The sequence below is a fragment of the Acuticoccus kalidii genome (assembly GCF_021556395.1).
GTDB lineage: Bacteria > Pseudomonadota > Alphaproteobacteria > Rhizobiales > Amorphaceae > Acuticoccus > Acuticoccus kalidii.
The window spans coordinates 468,089-488,789 of record NZ_JAKGCS010000006.1 but is presented as its reverse complement, the minus strand read 5'-3'; the positions used below and the strand labels follow the sequence as shown (position 1 = coordinate 488,789).

Annotated in this window: 25 protein-coding genes; 9 read left to right on the top strand and 16 right to left on the bottom strand. The window is 66.2% G+C overall.

Annotation, left to right across the window (positions count from 1 at the left end; translation table 11 throughout):
* Positions 1-226 precede the first annotated feature (226 nt).
* From L1787_RS03580 to L1787_RS03505, 16 genes are all read right to left on the bottom strand, one after another.
* Positions 227-787, bottom strand: a complete 561-nt coding sequence (locus tag L1787_RS03580) for a hypothetical protein (RefSeq protein WP_235707137.1) — start codon at positions 785-787, stop codon at positions 227-229.
* The gene (locus L1787_RS03575) at positions 784-1,146 is read right to left on the bottom strand and encodes a flagellar protein FlgN (protein WP_235707136.1); all 363 of its coding nucleotides are present in this window, start codon (positions 1,144-1,146) and stop codon (positions 784-786) included. Before L1787_RS03575 ends, L1787_RS03580 begins: the two co-directional genes overlap by 4 nt.
* Positions 1,143-1,586, bottom strand: coding sequence for a rod-binding protein (locus tag L1787_RS03570; RefSeq protein WP_235707135.1), 444 nt, complete (start codon positions 1,584-1,586; stop codon positions 1,143-1,145). The genes L1787_RS03575 and L1787_RS03570 overlap by 4 nt, the downstream gene beginning before the upstream one ends.
* Before the next feature lie 262 nt (positions 1,587-1,848).
* Positions 1,849-2,235, bottom strand: coding sequence for a hypothetical protein (locus L1787_RS03565; protein ID WP_235707134.1), 387 nt, complete (start codon positions 2,233-2,235; stop codon positions 1,849-1,851).
* Positions 2,235-2,993: a flagellar biosynthetic protein FliR gene (locus tag L1787_RS03560; protein WP_235707133.1), complete on the bottom strand. Its 759-nt coding sequence runs from the start codon at positions 2,991-2,993 to the stop codon at positions 2,235-2,237. The genes L1787_RS03565 and L1787_RS03560 overlap by 1 nt, the downstream gene beginning before the upstream one ends.
* Positions 2,990-5,101 (bottom strand): flagellar biosynthesis protein FlhA, encoded by a 2,112-nt coding sequence (gene flhA / locus L1787_RS03555; RefSeq protein ID WP_235707130.1) that lies wholly within the window; start codon positions 5,099-5,101, stop codon positions 2,990-2,992. The genes L1787_RS03560 and flhA overlap by 4 nt, the downstream gene beginning before the upstream one ends.
* A 156-nt stretch (positions 5,102-5,257) precedes the next feature.
* Positions 5,258-5,524, bottom strand: a complete 267-nt coding sequence (gene fliQ, locus L1787_RS03550; RefSeq protein ID WP_235707129.1) for a flagellar biosynthesis protein FliQ — start codon at positions 5,522-5,524, stop codon at positions 5,258-5,260.
* 2 nt (positions 5,525-5,526) lie between these two features.
* The gene (gene flgD / locus L1787_RS03545; protein WP_235707127.1) at positions 5,527-5,928 is read right to left on the bottom strand and encodes a flagellar hook assembly protein FlgD; all 402 of its coding nucleotides are present in this window, start codon (positions 5,926-5,928) and stop codon (positions 5,527-5,529) included.
* Between the two features lie 18 nt (positions 5,929-5,946).
* A complete protein-coding gene (gene flbT / locus L1787_RS03540; RefSeq protein WP_235707125.1) occupies positions 5,947-6,579 on the bottom strand; it encodes a flagellar biosynthesis repressor FlbT in 633 nt (210 codons plus the stop codon).
* Positions 6,576-6,926 (bottom strand): flagellar biosynthesis regulator FlaF, encoded by a 351-nt coding sequence (gene flaF / locus L1787_RS03535; protein WP_235707122.1) that lies wholly within the window; start codon positions 6,924-6,926, stop codon positions 6,576-6,578. Before flaF ends, flbT begins: the two co-directional genes overlap by 4 nt.
* Before the next feature lie 11 nt (positions 6,927-6,937).
* Positions 6,938-7,975 (bottom strand): flagellar hook-associated family protein, encoded by a 1,038-nt coding sequence (locus L1787_RS03530; protein ID WP_235707121.1) that lies wholly within the window; start codon positions 7,973-7,975, stop codon positions 6,938-6,940.
* Positions 7,975-9,360: a flagellar hook-associated protein FlgK gene (gene flgK, locus L1787_RS03525; RefSeq protein ID WP_235707120.1), complete on the bottom strand. Its 1,386-nt coding sequence runs from the start codon at positions 9,358-9,360 to the stop codon at positions 7,975-7,977. Before flgK ends, L1787_RS03530 begins: the two co-directional genes overlap by 1 nt.
* A gap of 22 nt (positions 9,361-9,382) precedes the next feature.
* Positions 9,383-10,771 carry a flagellar hook protein FlgE gene (locus L1787_RS03520; RefSeq protein ID WP_235707119.1) on the bottom strand — a complete coding sequence of 463 codons (1,389 nt, stop codon included), beginning with the start codon at positions 10,769-10,771 and terminating at the stop codon, positions 9,383-9,385.
* 115 nt (positions 10,772-10,886) lie between these two features.
* On the bottom strand, positions 10,887-12,212 hold the full coding sequence (locus tag L1787_RS03515; protein WP_235707117.1) for a FliI/YscN family ATPase: 1,326 nt from the start codon (positions 12,210-12,212) through the stop codon (positions 10,887-10,889).
* 276 nt (positions 12,213-12,488) lie between these two features.
* The gene (flgF, locus tag L1787_RS03510) at positions 12,489-13,211 is read right to left on the bottom strand and encodes a flagellar basal-body rod protein FlgF (RefSeq protein WP_235707115.1); all 723 of its coding nucleotides are present in this window, start codon (positions 13,209-13,211) and stop codon (positions 12,489-12,491) included.
* The gene (locus L1787_RS03505; protein ID WP_235707113.1) at positions 13,212-13,994 is read right to left on the bottom strand and encodes a DUF1217 domain-containing protein; all 783 of its coding nucleotides are present in this window, start codon (positions 13,992-13,994) and stop codon (positions 13,212-13,214) included.
* A gap of 197 nt (positions 13,995-14,191) precedes the next feature.
* Between L1787_RS03505 and motA the strand changes: the two genes are divergently transcribed.
* The 9 genes from motA to fliE all read left to right on the top strand — a co-directional run bounded on the left by motA (position 14,192) and on the right by fliE (position 20,617).
* A complete protein-coding gene (motA, locus tag L1787_RS03500; RefSeq protein ID WP_235707111.1) occupies positions 14,192-15,061 on the top strand; it encodes a flagellar motor stator protein MotA in 870 nt (289 codons plus the stop codon).
* A gap of 7 nt (positions 15,062-15,068) precedes the next feature.
* Positions 15,069-15,992, top strand: coding sequence for a flagellar motor switch protein FliM (locus L1787_RS03495; protein WP_235707109.1), 924 nt, complete (start codon positions 15,069-15,071; stop codon positions 15,990-15,992).
* Positions 15,973-16,827: a flagellar export chaperone FliS gene (gene fliS, locus L1787_RS03490; RefSeq protein WP_235707108.1), complete on the top strand. Its 855-nt coding sequence runs from the start codon at positions 15,973-15,975 to the stop codon at positions 16,825-16,827. The genes L1787_RS03495 and fliS overlap by 20 nt, the downstream gene beginning before the upstream one ends.
* Before the next feature lie 38 nt (positions 16,828-16,865).
* Positions 16,866-17,183 (top strand): flagellar motor switch protein FliN, encoded by a 318-nt coding sequence (gene fliN / locus L1787_RS03485; RefSeq protein WP_235707106.1) that lies wholly within the window; start codon positions 16,866-16,868, stop codon positions 17,181-17,183.
* Between the two features lie 2 nt (positions 17,184-17,185).
* A complete protein-coding gene (locus L1787_RS03480) occupies positions 17,186-18,208 on the top strand; it encodes a flagellar motor switch protein FliG (protein ID WP_235707104.1) in 1,023 nt (340 codons plus the stop codon).
* A 90-nt stretch (positions 18,209-18,298) separates the two neighbouring features.
* Entirely contained in the window at positions 18,299-19,393 is a 1,095-nt protein-coding gene (gene flhB / locus L1787_RS03475; RefSeq protein WP_235707102.1) for a flagellar biosynthesis protein FlhB, read from the top strand.
* A gap of 86 nt (positions 19,394-19,479) precedes the next feature.
* On the top strand, positions 19,480-19,896 hold the full coding sequence (gene flgB / locus L1787_RS03470) for a flagellar basal body rod protein FlgB (protein ID WP_235707101.1): 417 nt from the start codon (positions 19,480-19,482) through the stop codon (positions 19,894-19,896).
* Positions 19,893-20,321, top strand: a complete 429-nt coding sequence (flgC, locus tag L1787_RS03465) for a flagellar basal body rod protein FlgC (RefSeq protein ID WP_235707099.1) — start codon at positions 19,893-19,895, stop codon at positions 20,319-20,321. Before flgB ends, flgC begins: the two co-directional genes overlap by 4 nt.
* Positions 20,318-20,617 carry a flagellar hook-basal body complex protein FliE gene (gene fliE / locus L1787_RS03460; RefSeq protein WP_235707098.1) on the top strand — a complete coding sequence of 100 codons (300 nt, stop codon included), beginning with the start codon at positions 20,318-20,320 and terminating at the stop codon, positions 20,615-20,617. The genes flgC and fliE overlap by 4 nt, the downstream gene beginning before the upstream one ends.
* Positions 20,618-20,701: the final 84 nt, after the last annotated feature.

The window sequence follows — 20,701 nt, the reverse complement described above, 5'->3', positions numbered from 1 at the left end:
CGGACCAGGGGACCGGAGACCCCGGAGCCAGCCCGCTGGCGCGCTCCAACTCATCGTTTCATGTCATCCGTCTCCGCCTCGCTGTGGGTGGAGCCGTGATCACCATGCCGATTGTGAACGGGCCACCTTGCGCGAAGACAGCGTGAGCGATGCCGAAGCATCATCGGCGGCGCGCCCGCCACCGGAGCGCGCGATCGGACCGTTCACCGGTCGCTCCGACCCGCCGTCAATGTCCGCCCCCTTTGGGCGCGGCCTTCGCCTCACCTTTCGGGACCGAACTCGGATAGGCGATGCGGGCCGCTCCCAGCGACTTGGGCGCTGGCGCGGGTGCGCCCGGCATCCCCTTCTGCGGCGCCGTGAGGTCGATATAATTCAGCCCGTCGACGAGTAGGTCCTCGACGACCGGCGCGCCCATCCGTTCGTTGACCCGCACCTTCGCCTCCTCGGCGAGGGACGCGAGATCGAACCGGGCAAGCTTGCCGAACGAGGCTTCGGCGTTGCCGTAGATCGAGCGGAAGATTTCGTCGGTGATGAAGGGGTCGGGCTCGGAGGCGAGCCCGCGCAGCACCGCCGCATCGGCCGTGTAGACCATCCGCACGACGACATAGCCCGTCACCTGTCCGCCCTGGACGACCGGCACTGAGATCGTCGGCAGCGAGGTATAGCGAAGGCCTTCGAGACGCGGCGTCTCCTGCTTGTCGGTCTCCTGCATTTTCCAAGAGGCGACGGCATAGCCCGCGCCCAATGTCACGCAGACCGCCCACACGCCGACGAGAAACAGCTTCATGTCAGACGCTCCTGTGCCGGCGGCCGGATCGGGGAATGCGGGGCGTAGGTGCCGTCCCATTCGTCCGCCATCACCGCATCGGCGACCAACTCGGCGACGAGCTCGGCGGCCTGCAGACGCACCTTGAGGAGCGATTCCTCGCGCGCCAGCTTATGGCGGAGCCGGCTGACCTGATCGGAAAGCGCATCGTCGAGCGCGTCGATCGGGACCGCACCGAACCGGCTGAGCTGCAACAGCGCCCGCCCCTTCGCCTCGGCGAAGCCGGCATCGTCCACTCGTCCGCCGGTCTCGAGCGCCGCGATGCAGTCGTCGACGAGGGCTTCGAGGCGCGCCAAGGACGTTGCGAGGGCCTGGGTCATCCGATGTCTCCGGCACGATCGTCGAGCATCCGGTCGATGATTTGCGCGACGCCGATCTCGCCCGTCTCCGCGACGCTCGCGGCGACATGCTCGGCGAAGAGGCCGCGCCACATGGCGCCGGCGCTGCCGCCCCAGACCGGGTTGTCCGCGTCGGGCAACATGCTGGCCATGAACGGGGTGAGCATCGCCGCCTCGAACTTTCGGCCGAGGCTCTCCGACGGCGCGTTGCCGAGGGCGTCGCCGCCAGCGGCGCGGGCCACGTCGTCGAACGAGGCGCGATCGACGCGATTGTCGTTGGCGACCGGAGCGAACGGAGCGGCGCGGGCGGCCCGCATCATCCCGTCCACCCCGCCTTGCCCATCCAAGCGGCCTTGAATGATGGACACTGACCGCCCGTCGAGCGCGAGGATCGGGTTCGGCCCCATCGAAATAGGTGACATGCCGTTCTTCCTTCTGAACACCCGGCCGGGTCGATCCATCGATCGGCGCGGGGCCGGTTTTATCGACGGTGCCGCGGTCCGGGGCGGTCGGTGAGCCTCCGACGGTCACGCTCCGCGCGATCGGCGTCGCGGTGTCCGGGCGTGGCGCGGGGGACGAGGCCGGGCTTCGCGATAACTGAAATCGTCCGAGCATGGCGCGCGAAGCACCGCTCGAGAGAGGCTAAGCGCGGAGCCTGTCGGCAGGCTTGCCTGGAGGGGGTCGTCATCGCCTGCGCTGCAGATGTTCGAGCGCGATGACGAGAAGTTGCTTGGCCGCCTCGCTGCGACGCTCGCCCGCTTCGGCCGTCTTCGCGTTCTCGTCGAGGCGGCGCGCCGCGACGTCCTCCTTCGCGTGGCGGTGATGGGCGGCGGCCGCGCGGCGGCGCAGTTCCTCGGTCCGCCGCGCGTTGCGTTGCAGCGCGCCGGCCATCGTCGTGACGATCATGCCGTGGAGGGGGCTGTCCTCGTTGAGCGCCTCGACGATCGCCGCGCCCTGTGCCTCGCTCTCGCGATAGGCGTCTTCGGCGGCGCGGTGCTCTGCCGCGGCGAGGCGGGCGAGCGCGCGCTGGGCCTCCGCGACACGGCGCAGACGATCGGCGGACCGGCCCATCACAGCGCCTCCGCGAGCTGGCGGAAGGCGTCCATGAAGGCGAACATCATCTCGCGGATCGTGACCGCCATCATCAGGAGACCGCCCGCCGTGATGAACGGCAGCGCCACGAAGAAAGCCGGGATCTGCGGGGTCAGCTTGTTGGTGAGACCGACGGCGAAGTTGACGACCACCGAATAAATGAGAAAGGGCGCCGCCAGGCGAAGCGCCACGAAGAACGCTTCCGAAGCGCGGTCGGTCACCGACACCAACGCCTCGCGAAGGTCGAGCCCGTCCCCCGGCCCGATCACCTGATAGGAGCCGACGAGCGCGCGCAGGATCTCGTAATGAAGGTCCGCGAGGAAGAGGATGGCCACCGCCGTCACCATGAAGAGATTGGCCGCCGCCTGGCTCGGCTCTCCCCCCTCGATCCCCGCGCCGGGAATGCCGCCGAGCCCGATCGCGTTCGCGATGCCGACCGACAGCGTCTGCAACGCCATGAAGAGAAGGCGTGACAAAAGCCCGATGAGGAGACCGATGATCGTCTCGGTTCCGAGAAGGATGAGGATATCGGCCGGCGCGGCGTTGCCGACAGCGAGGATCGCCCGATCAATCGCAACCGGCGCGATCGACAGGGCGAGCCCCAGCGCCAGGAAGAGACGCACCTGGACCGGGATCCGCATCGAGGAAAATCCCGGTGCGATCATGAACACACCCCCGACGCGCGCGAACACCACGGCGAGGCCCAGAACGACGCTCGAAAGCGCCGCCTCGTTCACGAGATCGAGCCGATCGGCTGGACCGTGGCGCCACGCGCGATTTCGAGATGCGACAGGACCGGAATCGAGGGGAACATGCGCTCGATGATCATCCGCACATAGGGACGCGCATCGGGTGCGGTGACGATCGCGAAGCGTGAATGGATCGCCATCAGCTCCTTGATCGACTTCGAGGCCGCCTCGCCGAACTCCTCGACGAGGCGCGGATCGAGAGTGAGTTCCACGACCTCACCCTTGGCGTCGCGCTTCAGCCCCTGATGGAAGGCGAGATCCCAGCGATTGCCGAGACGCAACACGTGAAGCGTCCCATTCTCGGCAAGGTCGCCGCAGATTTGCGAGGCCATGCGGATGCGCACGTGTTCGGCAACCGCCTCGGCCCGGCGCGCGTGCGGGCTCGCCTCCGCGATCGCCTCGAGGATGAGATGGAGATTGCGGATCGAGATTCGCTCGGCGAGGAGGAGCTTGAGGACGGCCTGGAGCCCGGAATTCGAGATCTGGGACGGGACCATCTCGTCGATGAGGCGCTTATATTCGGGATCGAGGCGATCGAGCAGGGCGCGCATGTCTTTGTAGGACAGGAGCTGAGCGAGGTTGTTGCGCGTGATCTCGACGACATGGGTCAGGACGACCGACAGATTGTCGATCGGAACGAACCCCTCCCGCTTGACGTCCGCCGTGAAGGCCTCGTTGATCCAGACGGCTTTCATGCCGAAGGCCGGATCGCGTGTCGCGTCGCATGGCACCTGTGGGGACGGCGCCTCGCCGGTGACGATCAGATAGTCACCGACCCGGAGCGCTTGGGAGGCGACCACCGTGCCGTGGATCAGGATTTCGTAGCCTTTGGCGGGCACGGTCAGGCTCTCGCTGACCTTGATCTCGGGGATCACAAATCCGTATTCGCGCGCGAATTTGCGGCGGATCTTCGCCACGCGATGCGCGAGCTCGGTCGGCGAGCGGAGCACCGTGCGGGCGAGCTGCTTGCCGACCACGAGTTCGATCTCCGGCACGTCGAGCTCGGCCTTGACCGAATCCTGCGCCGATCGCACCGCCTCGTCGGCCGCGGCCTTCGCCGCCGTCTCGCGCGCCAGCGCCTCGGCCCGCCGTTGACGGGGGATCGTGTAGGCGACGAAAGCGAGCACCGCGGCGAGGATAATGAAGGGGATCGAAGGAAGGCCCGGAACGATCGCGAACAGCGCCATCAGCGTCGCCGCCATCAAGAGCGCCCGCGGATAGGCGCCGAGCTGTCCGAGGACCGCCTTGTCCGCCGATCCGCGCGTCCCCCCCTTCGAGACGAGGAGACCGGCCGCGAGCGAGATGATGAGCGCGGGGATCTGGCTCACCAGGCCATCGCCGACCGACAGGCGCGTGAAGACGTCGGCCGCGGAAGACAGCTCCATTCCATATCGCGTGGTCGCGATGATGATCCCGCCAAAGATATTGACCGCGATCACGATCAGCGAGGCGATCGCCTCGCCGCGCACGAACTTCGACGCGCCGTCCATCGAGCCGAAGAACGAACTCTCCTCTTCGAGTTCGCGACGGCGCCGCTGCGCCTCTTCCTCGTTGATGATGCCGGACGACAGGTCGGCGTCGATCGCCATCTGCTTGCCGGGGATCGCATCGAGCGTGAAGCGGGCCCCGACCTCGGCGATCCGGGTCGCGCCTTTGGTGATGACGAGGAAGTTGACCACGACGAGGATGATGAAGACGACGATGCCGATGACGAAGTCGCCGCTCATCAGGAAGTTGGCGAACCCGGCGATGACGTTGCCCGCCGCCGTCACGCCCTCATAGCCGTTGGCGAGAATGAGGCGCGTCGTCGCGACCGACAAGGCGAGCCGCAACATCGTCGCGATGAGAAGGATCGTCGGAAAGGAGGAGAATTCGAGCGGCTTCTCGATCCACAGCGCGACCATCAGAATGAGCACGGCGAGCGCGATCGAGAATGCGAGGCCGATATCGATGAGGAAGGTTGGGATCGGCAGGATGAGAACGCCGAGCATCGAGATGACGCCCACCGCGAACGCGATGTCGCGCACTCCGGCCGGCACGATATCCGGGACGCCGTTGCGCGTCTGATCACGCGCGGGACTGGCTGTCGTCGTCATAGGTAGTCCGCCCTCATGGCAAGGCACGCTGGGCCGATCGCGGCCCGGCCGACTCATTGCGGCCGCGTCAAAGTCTGTCGGGAAAGGCTTGAGTGGGGCTGGCGTGGCGGCGCGTTTCGCCCCGCCGCCGCCCGCGATGGCGCGGATCGCGGCCGGTCAGAACCCGATCGCGATACGGTTGTAGACCTCTTCGGTGAAGGCGAAGATGTGCGCCCCCATAAAGGAGGCCGACAGCGCCGCGACCACGAGGATCGCGATGATCTTCGGGATGAAGGTGAGGGTCATTTCCTGCACCTGGGTCAGCGCTTGGAGGAGCGAGATCGCCACGCCGACGACCATCGCGACGATGACCGCGGGCGCGGCGGCGATCAACACGGTGAAGATCGCCGACTGCACCAGATCGATGGCGTCGACCTCGGTCATTGTCAGAAGATCGTGAGGCCGGCGCCGAGGCGGACGCTCTCGCCGCTCTCGAGCGTCGCATAGGCGCCGTCGGAGGTGATCTGGACCGCGGCCACGACCCCACTTTCGCCGCTGGCGGTCGCGATCGTGCGTCCGATCATCGCCTGCGCGTCGCCGAGCGCATTCGCGGTCATCATCGCGGAGAGGCGATCATTGGTGATGATGTTCTGCTCGACATTCGAGAAATTCGCGAGCTGGGCGATGTATTCGGTGTCCGACATCGGCTCGAGCGGATCCTGGTTCTGCATTTGCGTCACCAGGAGGCGCAGGAAGGCGTCATAATCGAGGGTCGGCGCGCTCTGGGCCATGGTGACATCGCCGACCTGGCCTTGCGGATTGTTGCCGACGGGGGGAACTGTGGTCATGTCATCCTCGCTCGGATCTCAATTCAGAAGATGGTTCGGCCGGCCTCGTCTCGGCGGATCGACGACGCGTTTGGCGCCCGGCACGTTCTCGGTCGCCGCCTCGTCGTCGCGCGGCGGCTCGATTGCGCACGGTGTCGCATCGGTCTCCGACGCGGCACGGCGGCTCCGCCGATCGTCCCGCCCGCGCGGGTCGGCCGCCTCGGGCGGAAGCGCGAGGAGCGCAGCCTCCTCCGCGAAGAGATTTCGCAGCGTCCGCAAGGCATGGAAGGGCCGCTCGGCCGCCACCTGCCCCGCCGCCTCGGCCACGCCCTCGGATAGAAGCGGGGTGTCGAGGACGCGGCGCACATCGGTCGCCATCGCGTCGAAGAGACGGCGGCTCGCCTCGGCATTCTGCGGATCCATCAGCATCGCCTGGACCGCGAAATAAAGCTGCCGGAGCGGCGTCGTCGTATCCTCCACCTGGAGGACGTGGTTTTCGAGGAGGAACGTCGCGTCGTTGAGGAGCTCGAGCGTCACCTTGCGATCCACTCGAACCACCGCGCCATTCAGGAAGAGCCGTTCCCCTGCCCGCAACGACAGGTGCATCGGCCGAACGCCGGGCGGCCGGTTGTCGGCCTCGTTCCGGCGTGGCCGGCGGGATGCCGGGCTCATGCCGCGATCCCGTCGCGGATCGTCCGATTGATCTCGATGAGCGGGCCCCAATTCTCGCCCTTGCCCGCGATGATCGCGTCGGTCTCCTTGATGGTCCACAGGCCGATCGAGATGAGATTTCCCTTCAGTTCGTCCGACAGATCGTTCGCCGGGTGGCTGAGATCGCGAATGAGGTGGCCCCATAGCGTTTGCATATAGCGGGACGCTTCCAGAGCGAGCGCAGGCGATTGGGGAGTGGCTCTTGCTTGTTCCATCAGCGTCAATCCTTGGTCGAAGGCGATGCGCTCCTGCTCTCGCCGGACATCGCTCGCCCCGTCCCGCACGTCCACATAGCTGTCAGCCGGCAAAATCGGACTCCTTACGCGTAGTTGAGAATACTGAGGCGCGAGAGCTGGTTGGTGAGCGCGTAGCTCATCTCGATCTGCGTCGTGAGAAGATCGATCCGGACCTTGGCCTCGGCGGGGTCGGCGCCTTCGGCATCGGCGATTTTCAGGGACAGGATGTCTCGGGCGAGACTCATCCGCCCGTCGGCTTTGGCGATCGCATTCTCGGCAAAGCCGAGTTCGCCCTTCAACGCCAGCACCTCGGTGATCGCCGTGCCGAGCACGATACGCGCTTCGGAGACGATGGCGTTGCGGGTCTCCTGGCTGAGCGCGGTGAATCCGAGCCCGGCGATCATCGTGAAGCCCCGCGCGAGATCGCGCATCGCCGCCTCGTTGGCGTTCGTCGACGTCTCGGTGCGCTCGGACGGGGCGATGCGGCTCATCATGTTGGTCGACGATGCGGCCGACCAATCCGTGGTCCAGGCCGGATCGTCGAAGAGGTTCGCGAAGGCGTTGTCGAGGAAGGTCTCCATCGCCGCCGGCGTGATCGCGGCCGAAGCCGGATTGCCGACCGCGACGCCGAACTCGGCGAGGAACGCCGCTTCCACCGCCGCCCGTGGACCATTGTCATAGCGATTGAACGGCCGCGCCGTGGAGTTGAGACCGCCGAACAGATACGAGCCGCCATCCGAGGCGTTCAAGCGATCGGCGAGCCGGTCGAGCGAGGAGACGGCCTGCACCTCCATCGTGTTCGCGGACTGCACCCCGGGTGGCAGGGCGACGAGCGCGCTCAACATCTCGGAGGCGACGGTTTCGAGATCGGCCAGCGCCGTCTGCGTTTGCGACAGGCGCGCCGTCGCTCCGGCGTTCGACGTCATCAGCGTCTCGAGCAGGGCGAGATCCATGCGCGTCGAGACGGTCCGCCCGGTACCGCTCCCGAGCGTCAGGCCGACATCGGCATGGCGCTGCGTGGCGATTTCCGTCGTTCGATCAACGAGTTCGCTTTGCAGACGCTGAACGGACGCGCGCGGCGCATTGCGCAAAGCCGCGGTCGAAATATAGCTCGTTTGCATCAGGCGACCCTCAAGAGCGTGTCGAACATTTCGTCGATGATCATGATGAGGCGCGAACTCGCCGCATAATTGCGCTCGATCTCGAGCTGCATCGCATACTCGTCGTCCATGTTGATCCCGGTCGCGCGGGAGAGGGCGTCGGAGGTGCGGGCGAGGATGGCGCGCTCGGTGGTCGATTGGGCGGAGACGTTCGAGCGCAACTCCTCGAGCCAGCCGACCGACGCCGTCGCGAAGTTCTGAAGCGTCCCCGACGCGGTGATCTGTGCGTCCGTGTCGAAGGTCTGGATCGCGGTGAGGTCCTCGCCGAGCTGCAACAGCCGCTCGGCAAAGGCCGCGTAACCGGATGGATTGCCCGTACCGTCGCGCAAATTCTCGACGGCGCCGCCTTGCGAGGGATCGACGTCGGGCGCGACGGCGATGGTCCCGGCATAGTCGGGCCCGCCGGCGTTGATGAAGAGGCTGCCCGTCCCGTCCTCGAAAATTTCGGTGAGCGTGCGGGCGATCTCGTCGAGCTGGAGGCGGTAGGTCGGGGCGAGATTGTCCCGAATTTGGGCATGACCCGCGATCGAGCCGCTCCGAAGGGGCATCGTCGCGTCGTCGCCCGTCACCGCGAGCCCGTCGACGAAGACGGTGCCGCCGATCGTGTCGACCGTGTAGACCGGGGTCCGGGTGAACGACACGTCGCGCGCCACCTTGTCGAACAAGGTGATGCCGCTATCGGTGAAGAGCGCGACGTCGCCATTCTCGCGCTGCATGGTCGTGATGCCGATATATTCCGACATCTCAGCCACGATGGCGTCGCGGCGATCCTGCCACATCGTGGCGTCATCGCCCGTGCTAGTCGCCTTCACGATGGCGGTGTTCGCCTTGTCGAACTCGCCGAGAAGCCGGTTCAACTCCTCGACCGCGGAGCCCATCTCCCGATCGGCGGATTCGCGCAGGAGATTGAGCTCGTTCGCCGCCCTGTTGAGCGCGTCGGCGAGATCCCGCGCGGTTTCGATCGCGGTCTGACCGAACAGCGGGTCGTCCGGCGCGTTCGCATATTCGGCGAGCGCGGCTTGCAGGTCGCCGACGAGGGCCGCGGGCGACACCCCGTCCTGGGGGTCGCCGACCGTGTCGGCGAGCACCTTGAGGTGGGCGAGCATCGCGTCCTGCTCGGCGGCGGCCGAGGTCGCCTTGATCATCCGAGTGAAGAGAGCGAGATCCTCCGCCCGGCGGATGCCGGACAGATGGACCCCGCCATCGGCCGTCGTCGTGGCGAGACCGATGGCACGCGAACGGGTCGGGTCGCTGGCCGCCGCGACGTTGCGGCCGGACAGCGCGATCTGATTTTGCGAGACAAGAAGGGATTGCCGCGCAACGTTGGCCGCAACGTTGAGACTCATGGTGCTGCTCTTTGCTTCGCCGTCAGCGCTTGAGGTTCACGAGCACTTCGAGGAGCTCGTTGCCCGTCTGGAAGCTCTTCGAGTTCGCCGTGTAGGCACGCTGCGCGATGATCATGCCGGTGAGTTCGTTCGCGAGATCGACGTTCGATTGCTCGATCGCCCCGATCACCAGCGAGCCGTTGCCGGCATCGTTCGGCAACGCGATCCGCAGATCACCCGATTGAACCGTGACGCCGTAGACATTGCCTGGTCGCGGATCGAGTTGATCCGGGCTCGGAACATTCGCGAGCGGGAGGCGGTAGAATTCCACCTGGGTGCCGTCCTCGTAGATCGCGGAGATGCGACCATCATCGCTGATCGATACGTCCTGGACGGTCGCCGGGGCATTGCCGTTGATCGCAATTTCCAGAGGCTCGAAATCGGCGGCGAGCTGCGTGGTGTCCGTGATGTTGAGCATCAGCGGCGCGGAGGAATCGGGAAGCTGCACCTCCAGGATCGCCTGCTGCGCCGGATCGATCGAGTTGACCGGGCCGGAATAGGCGGTCGCCGGCACCGTCGAGTTGACGTTGCTGATGAGGCCGGTCGACTCGTCAAAGGTGAGCGTCGCCTGGGCGAGGATCGGATTGGCCGGCGTCGCCCCACCGATCGGCGGATTGGGGTTCGTGTAGGGGAAGTCCGTCGTCACGCTCGGATCGGCGGTCGACTTGTCGAAGACGACAACCTCCCACTGCGCCGACTGAGGAACCGAGGGGTCGTATTCCTGAACCTTAGTCCAATAGACGTCGAGCGTCACCTCGCCGCCCAGATCATTATAGGCGACGATCGAGCTCTTGACCGTGTGTTCGGAGGTGACCGCATTGGCCGACGGCGTGTCGCCGGTCGCGACTTCCGCGTCCAGTTCGAGATTGGCGCGGTACGTGCCGGAGGTCGACGGGGTCGCGCGCATGTTCATGTAATCGATATTGACCGGCTCGAGTCCCGCCGTGCCGTTCAGCGTGATCACCGGCTCCTCACCGGCGACCGACGGAAAGCCGAGAAGCGCGAAACCGCCGGTGTTCACGAGATTGCCGGACTGCCCGTCGATGACGAACGAGCCGGCGCGGGTCAGAAACCGTCCGCCATTGTCGCCCTCGACGACGAAAAAGCCCTCGCCCTGCACGGCGATGTCGGTCTTCGACAGCGTGTAGCTCAACGGGCCTTCTCGGGAAATTTCATAGTTGATGTTCGCGGTCACGGCGCCGGATGAGTAGCTTCCGGGTCCAGCATCCAAAATCAACGAAGAGAACTCAGCGTCGGCTCGCTTGTATCCGACGGTATTGGCGTTGGCGATGTTATCCGCCACGGTCGCCAATTTATAGGATTGCGCTTCCATGCCGGAAACGCCGGTGCGCAGAACATTGTAGAGGCTCATGGACTTCCCTTCCTTGGGCGTCGCTCGATCACGGCGTCCGGCCGCACGGGGCGAACTCACGCGGGCGTCACGCCCGTCCACTCGACGAAATGCAGTGTTGCCGAAAGTCCTTGTCTCAGGCTGAGACGTTCGCCTTCTCGGCGTTGCCGTGCCGCTGCGCGAGAACGGCGGCGAGCTCGGCGAAGGCATCGGACGAGGCCGGGTCGGTCGGGGTCTGGATCAGCGCCTCATAGATCTCGGGGACGAGCGCGACGGCGCGATCGAGCTCCGGGTCGGCACCGGTTTTGTGACCACCGAGTAGACGCAGGTCCCGCGTATCCTCGAAGCGCGCGACGAGGCCGCGCAAGCGCCGGGACAGCTCCCATTCGTCCGCCCGAAACGCGCGCTGCGCGAGGCGGGAGAGCGAGGCGAGCGGATCGACGGCGGGATATCGCCCCGCCTCCCCGATCGCGCGGGACAGAACGATATGCCCGTCGAGCGAGCCGCGGGCGGCGTCCGCCACGGGCTCCTCCATGTCGTCCCCGTCGACGAGGACGGCGAAGACGGCGGTGATCGAGCCGAAGCCGGAACCGCGGCCAGCGCGTTCGACGAGCCGGGTGAGGTCGGCGAAAACGCTGGGCGGATAGCCGCGCGAGACCGGAGGCTCCCCACCGGCGAGGGCGACGTCGCGCGCGGCATGGGCATATCGGGTCAGGCTGTCGACGATGAGGAGGACGCGCTGCCCCGCGTCGCGAAAGTGCTCGGCGATGGCCATCGAGGTCAACGGCGCGAGGCGGCGCATCATCGCCGTTTCGTCCCCCGTCGCGACGACGGTGACGGTGCGGTCCTTGTGCGGCTTCAAGGGCCCTTCGAGCATCTCGTTCACCTCCCGCCCGCGCTCGCCGACGAGCGAGGCGACGACGACATCGAAGGAGGAGGCCGCGGCGATCATTCCGAGAAGGGTCGACTTCCCGACCCCCGAGCCCGAGAAGATGCCGACCCGCTGGCCTTCCACCAGCGGGGCGAAGATATCGAGAACCTTGACGCCGGTGCGCATCGCCGTCGTCAGCGGGGCGCGTGAGAGGGCGGGCGGCGGATCGGCGTCGACCGGCCGGGCGGGACCGAGATCGAGGCGGCGCCCGTCGAGCGGGCGGGCGAGTGCGTCCATCACCCGGCCAGGCCAGGATTCGTGCGGACGGACGGCGAAACCGCCCATCAGCGCGGCACGGGCGCCCAGAAAGGCCGCGCCGCGCCGCTCATAGGGCGCAGCGACGACGCGTTCGCGGTCGATGCGGATGATCTCGGCGAGCGCCGGTCCATTGGCGTGCGAAATGAGGAGCTGGTCGCCGAGCGCGGCGTGGTTCGAGAGCCCCCGCACGAAGCGCTCTCCCGCCGTCGCCTCGTCGACGACGCCGGACAGGCGCACTGCGGGACGATGATGGCCGGCGAGCACTGACGCCATTTGATCCAAAACGCCCATTTTCATTCCCATTGCGGATCGGCTCGCGTGCCCGAGATGCTGCGCGGGAGCCGCCGGTTCATACGGTCGGTCTTCGAGGGGCCGCATGCCCTCGGAACGGTCGGCCCGCGGACGGGGCCGCCGGGTACCTGTGGTGCGGTCGTCTCCAGAATGCGCGTCGCCGACATGGGACCATGTCGCGACGCAAACTGCGCCGGAGGGTCAGGAGGCGCGCGTGCGTGTCGGTTCGCCTCGCCGGCTCTCGTCTACGCCCAGGATCTAATCGGCGCCCAGGATGCGGACCGCCTGTTCGAGGGACGAGAAGCGATCTTTCGCCGCCGTCTCCGCACGATCGAAAGCGCGCTGGATCTCGATCAATTCGGTGATCGACTGGATCGGATCGACGTTCGATCCCTCGTGATAACCCTGGCGCACCCCATTGGCCGCGCGATCGACGACGGGCTCGCCCGGCAAATCCGACACGAGCGCCGTATCGCCATAGCGGGTCAGAACCGCACCGGCCGGCAGGTCGAAAAGACCGAGAACACCGAGATTGCGGCCGTCCTGCGCGATCGTCCCGTCGGATCCGATCGAGACCGGACCACCGCCCGGCAGGAGCTGGATCGGCGCGCCACCTTCGTCCGCGACGCGATATCCGGTCAGCGTCCGAAGCTCACCCTCATTGTCGATGGTGAACCGGCCGTCGCGCGTATAGGCAAGGCCCGAGGGTGTCTCGATCCCGAACCAGGCATCGCCGGCGATCGCGACATCGAGCGGGTTGCCGGTGGCTTCGATCGGACCGAGCGAACGGTCGATGAACGCGTCCCCGACATTGGCGAAGGCGACCTGGTCGCGGCGATAGTCTGACAGCACCGTGTCGAACGAGACGACCTCGGCGCGGAAGCCGGCGGTGCGCATGTTCGCGACATTGTTGGCGACCGTCGACAGCCGCAGCTCGGTCGCCAATTGTCCCGACAAGGCGACGTAGATATCCGACGCCACTCACAACCCTCCGAGACGGAAAGACTGAACCGACAAAGCGAGATCGAGCGACACGCTCGGCGGCGCGGCGCCGACGCCGAAAAGGCTGAGCACCGGGTCGGAATAGGTGGACTCCGTCGCGTCCCACACCGCGGTGAAGCGGGTGAGGAAGCGGGAGAGCTCTTCGGGATCGGAAAAGGCGGCGATATCGAGCTGCTCGCTGATGAGCGAGGCCTGCCGATCGATGTCGATGGCCGCGAACGCGGCGGGGAGGCCGAGCACCGTCCGCACGACCTTGAAGAGCGCCGGGTCGGCGAGCACGTCGTAGGCGGTGGTGATGTCGGGCGCCATACGCTCGAAATAGAGCGCGAGGCGAACGCCTTCGCCGTCGACTTCGCCGGCATCGACTTCCATCGTCTGCCGGACATAGCGATCGATGACGGCCTGACCGGTGGCCTCGCGCTGCATCGTCAGATCGCCGAAGGAGTCGAAATCGAACGCCGCCGCGAACTCGCGCAGGCGATAGTCCGACGTGCGGTTGGCGAGGGAATCGGGTTCGAGGACCCCCTCCTCCAAGATCTTCCGCATATAGCCTTTCGCGAAGGCGAGATCGGAGAGACCGAACGCCGTCATCGCGAAGCGAAAGAGCCGGGTGTCGGCGACGAATTCGTCGATGCTCGTGACGCTGCGAAAGTTCTCGAGATAATACTCACTCTCGAGCTTGACCGGCGCCTGGTTCGCCGTGATCGCGAGCGAGCGGTCCAAGTTCTGAGCGATCAGGCGATAGCTGACTGAGACACTCATTCTAATGTCCCCCTGTAGGACCGCCAGCCGCTGGATGGCAGGCGGCGCGCGGTGAGGCGGTCACTATCGGTGACAGCGCTGGGCCGGGGCTGTGCGCGCGGCGCTGTTCCATCCGGAGACGCGAAACCTGCTTTGCGACCAGCCTCGGACAAGTTCAGGAGGCTCTAATCCCGTTGCGTCATACGGGAGATGAACTCTTGGCAGTCATATTGGGTCTCGTCATCGGCATCGGCTCGATGTTTGGTGGCTTCATGGCGATGGGTGGCCACATCGAGGTCATCTGGCAGCCGTTCGAATTCCTCATCATCTTCGGCCTCGCCGCCGGCATTTTCATCGTGGCGAACCCGCTCGCGATGGCCAAGCAGACGCTCGGCGCCATCATGGACGCCTCGACCGGCAAGTCGCCCAAGCGGAAAGACTTCCTGGAGCTTCTCGGCCTTCTCTTCGCGCTGATGCGTGATCTGAAGGCCAAGCCCCGCAACGAAGTCGAGGCTCATGTCGACAATCCGGAAGAATCCGAGCTCTTCAAGCAGTTCCCCAACATCTTGAAGGACAAGCTGCTCCTCAATTTCATCTGCGATTATGTGCGGCTCATCCTGATCGGCAACGCCCGCGGCTTCGAGATCGAGGCGTTGATGGACCAGGAAATCAACACGATCCGCAAGGAGAAGCTGAAACCCGCCCTCGCCCTCGGCGAGATCGCGGACGCCCTCCCGGCGATCGGCATCGTCGCCGCCGTCCTCGGCATCGTGAAGGCGATGGGGGCGATCGACCAGTCGCCGGAGATCCTCGGCGGGCTCATCGCCGCGGCGCTCGTCGGCACCTTCATCGGGATCCTGTCATCGTACGCGTTCTTCTCGCCGATGTCCTCCAAGATCAAGACGATCCGCGAGAAGCAGATGAAGCCGTTCCTCATCACCAAACAGGCACTGCTCGCCTACATCAACGGCGCGATGCCCCAGATCGCACTCGAGCATGGCCGCAAGACCATCGCCTCCGGCTACCGCCCGACGATCGACGAAGTCGAGCAGGAAGCCCTCGGCGGCGGCGACAAGCAGGCGGCTTGAGGATCTCATGAGCATCGATGGAAACTCCGTCTCCGACCGGCTACTCGAAGCCGCCGGCATCCAGATCGACCGGTTGCCGATGCTGCCGGTCATCTTCGACCGCGTGGCGAACCAATGCGCCGAGCAGCTCCGCTCCATCGCCGCCTCGCCCTGTTATTTCTCGGTGATGGATATCGAGCAGGGCCGGATCGGCGACCTGCTCGAGCCCTACGAGGCGAACGCCGTCACCGCGATCCTCGAAGTCCCGGAGTGGGACTCGGAAGTCGTCCTCGGCTTCGATCGCGATTTCATCTTTACCATCGTCGAAGTAATGTTCGGCGGCGACGGCAACGAGCAGCCGGAAGAGGACGGGCGCACCTTCTCGAATATCGAGATGAAGATCTGCGCGAAGCTCGCCGAGATGATCTGCGGCACCCTCAGCCAAGCCTTTTCGGTCGCCACGAAAGCGACCTTCCGGCTCGAGCGGCTCGAGACGCGGATGCATTTCGCGGTGATCGGGCGGCGCAACTCGCAGGCCGCAGCCGCCAAATTCCTCGTTCAGGCGATCAATCGCGGCGGCGAGATGTTCATCATCCTGCCTCATGCCGGCCTCCAGATGGTCCGCCGCGCGCTCTCCACGATGGCCGGCAGCGAGCCGGGTACGCGCGACCCGACATGGGTGCGGCAGATGCAGGCCGGCGTCACCCGCGCCGAGGTCTCGCTCCGCGCGATCCTCGAAGAACAGGACATGACGCTCGACGAAATCGCGCGACTGAAGCCGGGTTCTCTGATCCCGCTGACGGCCACCCCGAAGACCCCGGTCAAGCTGGAAGCCAACGAGCAACCGCTCTTCTGGTGTCAACTCGGACAATCCGATGGTGTCTACAAACTGAGGATCGATGATGTGTTCGATCCGGAGCAGGAGTTCTTAGGTGATATCCTCAATCATTGACTTTGTTCTCCTGAGCGCCCTCGCCGCGACCTCGGGCTCCGTTCTGCTGATGTACCGCAGGCTCCGCCGGTTCGACGCGCTCCAGGGGCAGGCCGCGAAGGAATTCGCGCGCTCGTCGGAAGCACTCGACCGGGCACGGGACGCGATCCGAGCGCTTCAGGCCGACGGCGGCAACATGGCCGTCACCCTCGCCGCCCGCCTCAACGAGGCGCGCATGGTCATGAACGATGTCGACGAGGCGACGAGCCGGACCACCGAAGCGTTCAAAGCCGGCTCGAAGCGCGTGGACATGCCGCCGGCGCCGCCTGCGCCACGCCCCGTGGAGGCACGGCCCGAGCCCACCACGCCGACGAACGCGCCCGCATCGGGCGACGGCCGCCGTCCCTATGGGGAAGAGGCGCCCGTTCCGGCGGCCGAGCGGATCCGCAACGCCGCCCGGGCCCGTTTGATGGCCGAGCGCGAGGCAAGCCTCGCCCGCGCCCGCTCCGCATCGCGCCCCCCGGCCGCAAGCACCCGCGCGACGGCGCCGCACGAGACGCCCTATCAACGCTCCGCGACCCGCGCGAGCCCTCCGCCCGCACCGACCGGTCCGGTCATGGTGATGGTGCGGGACAAAACCACCGAGGCGGCCGGGGACGACCGCGAGGCGCCCGCGGAGACCGAGGCGACCGGCGTCGTCGCGGCATCCGCCACCACGCAATGGACGCCGCCCCAGGCGAAGACCGCGCGCATCGGCACCAACGCCGTCGCGAGCCTCGCCAAGGCCGCCAAGGGCACCAATCACCACGGCGTCACCTGGCACGATCTCGCCAAAGCGGCGCAACGCGCCGGCTGACTTTCGCCTGATGTCACACGATCGATCGGAGCACCATCATGTCTGAAGACGACAGCGCCGAAGCCAAGCGGTCCCGCCAACACGGCTCGGCCGAACCGTCCATCGACACCATCCTGCGAATTCCCGTCGTCATGCAGGTCGTGCTCGGCTCGGCGACGATGCCGGTCGCCAACCTCATGAAGCTCGGCCGCGGCCAGGTCGTCGCGCTCGACCATCGGGTCGGCGAACCGGTGGACATCGTCGTCAACGGCCGCGTCATCGCGCGGGGCGAGGTGGTCGTCGTCGACGACGATTCCTCCCGCTTCGGCGTCTCGCTCACCGAGATCGTCGGCCCGTCCTCCGGTGACGACAATTGAGCATGGCGACCACCCCCATGGTCCGCTCGCGTGCCATGACGCCCGTCGAAAAGGTGGCCACCATCGTCATGACGATGGGCCCCGATGCGGCGGCGGCGGTGATGCGGCATTGGGACCAGACGGAGCTCAAGTCCGTCACCCACGCGATGGCGGAGCTGAGGCCGGTGTCCGTCACCCAGGTCGAGGAGCTCGTGAACGAGTTCCTCGAACAGTTCGGCATCGGCACCAATCTCGTGGGCGACACGAGCACGGTCCAGCGTCTCCTCCAAGGCGTACTCCCGGCCGACCAGATCGCCGAGATCATCGCCGAGATGGAAGGGCGGGTGAACCAGTCGATCTGGGACCGCATCTCTGCGGTCTCTGAAGGGAGCCTCGTGCCGTATCTCCTCAACGAGCATCCGCAGACGACCGCCCTCGTGTTGTCGAAGCTGCATCCCATCACCTCCGCCAAGGTGATGAGCGAATTGCCCCAAGACCTGCGCGACGGGATCGCGAGGCGCATGTTGAGCTGCAAGGCCGTCGTCGACGACGCTCTGAAGCTCGTCGAGAAGGCGCTCCACGAGGACTTCACGGTCAACCTGTCGCTCAATATGGGCGGGGACAGCCATGCCCGTATGGCCGACATCATCAACAAAATGGAGCGCACGCAGATGGAGGGCGTCCTCGACGGCCTGACGCGGACGCACCCGAAATCGGCCGAAATCCTGCGTTCGCTCCTCTTCACCTTCGACGACATCGTGAAGCTGAGCCCCAAGTCGCTCACCGTCTTGTTCGATTCGATCGACAACACGGATCTCGTCATGGCCCTCAAGGGGACGGAGGCGGGCTTCCGCACGACGGTCCTGTCCTGCCTCGCCTCGCGCACACGGCGCATGGTCGAGCAGGAGCTCGCTTCGGGCGAGCCTTCAACCCAACGCGAGGTGAACGATGCCCGGCGCAAGATCACCGACCTCGCCCTCGCCATGGGCCAACGCGGCGAGATCGACCTCGCGACCGGGGACGAGGATGGCGAACTCGTCCAGTAACATCCGCGGCGTCGCGATCCGTCCTCGGCGCGACGCCGCGCTCGGGCGCGGCGTCCCCCTCCGCTTCCCCCGGACCGATCGGATCACGTTTTGAGCGATCGGCCGGACGCCTCGGAACGGACGGAAGAGCCGACGCCGAAGAAGATCGAAGACGCGCTCCAGAAGGGTCAGACGCCCTTTTCCCGCGAGGCGCCGACCTTTGCTTCGCTCCTCGGTCTTCTCGTCGTCCTGTCGATCACGGCGAGCGATCAGACGCGCATCTTCGTCAGCTCGCTCTCCGGTATTTTCGGCAACGCCGCCACGCTGGATCTCAGCAACGGCCCCGACGCGACCGCGCTGTTCCTGCACGTCTATCGCGCATCGGCGATCTTCGTGCTGCCGATCGTCATCCTCCTCGCGATCTTCGGGGTGATCGCCGCGCTCGCCCAATCGCCGCCGCGCATCGTCGCCGAGCGAATCCGGCCGAAGCTCGAACGCATCTCGATCGTGGCCGGGGCCAAGCGCATCTTCGGCAGTCAGGGTGTCGCGGAGTTTTTGCGCTCGCTCTTCAAGTTCACCGTCGTCGGCGCCATCGCGATCTCGCTCCTCATGAGCGAGATTCCGATGGTGGTGCGCGCCGTGTTCGTCGACCCGACGCTCCTGCCCGCTCAGATCCTGTCGATCGCGGTCCGGCTTCTCGCCGTCGTGTGCACCGCGACGATCGTCCTCGTCGCCACCGATCTCGTCTGGACCCGCTTCAAATGGCGGCGCGACCTCAAGATGACGCGGCGCGAAGTGAAGGACGAGTTGAAACAGAGCGAAGGCGATCCGATCCTGAAGGCCCGCATTCGCTCCGCCCAAAAGGATCGGTCGCGCCGGCGGATGCTGACCGCCGTACCGCAGGCGACCGTCGTCATCGCGAATCCGACCCACTTCGCCGTCGCGCTCGCCTATGAGCGCGGCGCCGGCGGTGCTCCGCGCCTGGTCGCCAAAGGCGTCGATCTCGTCGCTCTCAAGATCCGCGAGATCGCGACCGCCGCCGAGATTCCCGTCGTCGACAACCCGCCGCTCGCCCGTGCGCTCTATTATGCCGTCGAGGTCGACCGCTCGATTCCCGAGGATTTCTATCGCGCGGTCGCCGAGGTTCTCTACTTCATCTACGAGCGCAACGACGCCAAGAAACGGCAAAACTCACATTCCGCATAGCTCTTTTCTTCGCCAGCCCCGAGCAAGTCGCCGGGGGTAGGTTGGACGCGTTCGAGGAAACGAACTCTGGAGCGTCCAGGACCGACATGATCGTTGGAACGAGCACTGATCCCGCGGCCACGTCGCCGCTTTATGTGATGAACCTCGCCACGCGCCGCGCCGCCTGGGCATCGACCCGTGAGGCGGCCATCGCCGGCAACATCGCAAACGCCAACACGCCGGACTACAAAGCCCGCGATATCGAGCCCTTCGCAGCGAACCTGCACGAGACGCGCCTTCAGATGGCGGCGACGTCGCGTGCGCACCTCGCGCTCTCGCCGATCGAAATGAGCGCCACCGAGGTGAAGCCGGACGACACCTGGGACGTCACCCATTCGGCGAACACCGTCTCGCTCGACGAGCAGCTCCTGAAGGCCGACGAGACGCAGCGATCGCACCAATTGTCGCTGTCCGTCCTCGGCACCTTCCATCGGATGCTGATGACGTCGGTGTCGTTCCGATGAACGGCGTCGATCCTCTTTCGGCCGTCACGCGGCTCGCCGGCGCCGGGCTCGAGGCCCAATCCTACCGCCTGCGCGTGGTCGCGGAGAACATCGCCAATGCGCGATCGACCGGCGGCGCGCCCGGTGACGACCCCTATACGCGCAAGACGATCGTCTTCGCCTCCGAGCTCGACCGCGAGGTCGGCGCGCTCTCCGTCAAGGTCAAGAGCACCGCGCTCGACGAGAGCCCCTACACGCTCGTCCATGAGCCGAGCCACCCGGCCGCCGACGCGGACGGCAACGTCAAATACCCGAACGTCAACCCGCTCATCGAGATGGCCGACATGCGCGAAGCCAATCTCAGCTACGAGGCGAACCTGCAGATGATGAAGCGGGCGCGCTCGATGATCTCGATGACGATCGATCTTCTGAGGAGTGGTTCATGATGAACGTTTCCAGCATCACCGGCGCCGCCGCCCCACGCCCGGACGGCATACCGAGCGAGGGCGCCACCGCCCGCCCCACCGATTCGTTCCACCGCATGTTCGCCGAGGTCGCCGCCTCCGCGCGCGACTCCCTGCGCGCCGGCGAAGCCGCGTCGATCGCCGGCGTCAACGGCGACACGTCGGTGCAGAACGTCGTCCGATCGCTGATGACGGCGGAGCAGCAGCTCCGCGCCGCGATCGCCGTGCGCGACCGCGTCGTCGCCGCCTATCAGGAGGTGAGCCGGATGCAGATCTAGGCATCCGCGCCTCACGCCTCGTCCTCCAAAAGCCCCGAGGGGCCACGCGAATAACGGCCGGACACCGTTCGGCCGAACAGTCCC

Bases quoted from the DNA above. Each gene is read 5' to 3' on its own strand.
- L1787_RS03580 (WP_235707137.1), bottom strand. From the start codon at position 787: ATGAAGCTGTTTCTCGTCGGCGTGTGGGCGGTCTGCGTGACATTGGGC.
- L1787_RS03575 (WP_235707136.1), bottom strand. From the start codon at position 1,146: ATGACCCAGGCCCTCGCAACGTCCTTGGCGCGCCTCGAAGCCCTCGTC.
- L1787_RS03570 (WP_235707135.1), bottom strand. From the start codon at position 1,586: ATGTCACCTATTTCGATGGGGCCGAACCCGATCCTCGCGCTCGACGGG.
- L1787_RS03565 (WP_235707134.1), bottom strand. From the start codon at position 2,235: ATGGGCCGGTCCGCCGATCGTCTGCGCCGTGTCGCGGAGGCCCAGCGC.
- flhA (WP_235707130.1), bottom strand. From the start codon at position 5,101: ATGACGACGACAGCCAGTCCCGCGCGTGATCAGACGCGCAACGGCGTC.
- fliQ (WP_235707129.1), bottom strand. From the start codon at position 5,524: ATGACCGAGGTCGACGCCATCGATCTGGTGCAGTCGGCGATCTTCACC.
- flgD (WP_235707127.1), bottom strand. From the start codon at position 5,928: ATGACCACAGTTCCCCCCGTCGGCAACAATCCGCAAGGCCAGGTCGGC.
- flbT (WP_235707125.1), bottom strand. From the start codon at position 6,579: ATGAGCCCGGCATCCCGCCGGCCACGCCGGAACGAGGCCGACAACCGG.
- L1787_RS03530 (WP_235707121.1), bottom strand. From the start codon at position 7,975: ATGCAAACGAGCTATATTTCGACCGCGGCTTTGCGCAATGCGCCGCGC.
- flgK (WP_235707120.1), bottom strand. From the start codon at position 9,360: ATGAGTCTCAACGTTGCGGCCAACGTTGCGCGGCAATCCCTTCTTGTC.
- L1787_RS03520 (WP_235707119.1), bottom strand. From the start codon at position 10,771: ATGAGCCTCTACAATGTTCTGCGCACCGGCGTTTCCGGCATGGAAGCG.
- L1787_RS03515 (WP_235707117.1), bottom strand. From the start codon at position 12,212: ATGGCGTCAGTGCTCGCCGGCCATCATCGTCCCGCAGTGCGCCTGTCC.
- L1787_RS03505 (WP_235707113.1), bottom strand. From the start codon at position 13,994: ATGAGTGTCTCAGTCAGCTATCGCCTGATCGCTCAGAACTTGGACCGC.
- L1787_RS03495 (WP_235707109.1), top strand. From the start codon at position 15,069: ATGAGCATCGATGGAAACTCCGTCTCCGACCGGCTACTCGAAGCCGCC.
- fliN (WP_235707106.1), top strand. From the start codon at position 16,866: ATGTCTGAAGACGACAGCGCCGAAGCCAAGCGGTCCCGCCAACACGGC.
- L1787_RS03480 (WP_235707104.1), top strand. From the start codon at position 17,186: ATGGCGACCACCCCCATGGTCCGCTCGCGTGCCATGACGCCCGTCGAA.
- flgB (WP_235707101.1), top strand. From the start codon at position 19,480: ATGATCGTTGGAACGAGCACTGATCCCGCGGCCACGTCGCCGCTTTAT.
- flgC (WP_235707099.1), top strand. From the start codon at position 19,893: ATGAACGGCGTCGATCCTCTTTCGGCCGTCACGCGGCTCGCCGGCGCC.
- fliE (WP_235707098.1), top strand. From the start codon at position 20,318: ATGATGAACGTTTCCAGCATCACCGGCGCCGCCGCCCCACGCCCGGAC.